The organism is Liquorilactobacillus uvarum DSM 19971 (assembly GCF_001434935.1).
Lineage (GTDB): Bacteria > Bacillota > Bacilli > Lactobacillales > Lactobacillaceae > Liquorilactobacillus > Liquorilactobacillus uvarum.
In genome coordinates this window covers 1-255 of sequence record NZ_AZEG01000138.1, presented here as the reverse complement: position 1 = coordinate 255, position 255 = coordinate 1, and the positions used below count along the sequence as shown (strand labels likewise).

The 255-nt window shown below is 40.0% G+C and carries 1 pseudogene; it reads right to left on the bottom strand.

The annotated features are described in order from the left end of the window. Positions 1 to 138: pseudogene (locus FD20_RS13500) on the bottom strand (IS256 family transposase); the annotation flags it as partial. Positions 139 to 255: the final 117 nt, after the last annotated feature.

Sequence of the window (255 nt, the reverse complement as noted above, 5' to 3'; positions counted from 1 at the left end):
GCGTTCGTAACCCAAAAACTCTGCCAATTCGGTTTGAAGCAGCTGGTTAATCGCAATTTCGAGGTGGTGACGAAAAACTTCGTCCAAATCTTGCTTTTGGGCTAGTGCAGCGATAATTTCTGTGGTAAGTTCATTCATGGGGAATGCCTCCTGTGATGTTTTCTGTGGTTACTAAATATCATAAGGGAAGGCATTCCCTATTTCTATACAATTCAGAAATCTTTTATGCATTTACACAAGATATTTTACGCTCTC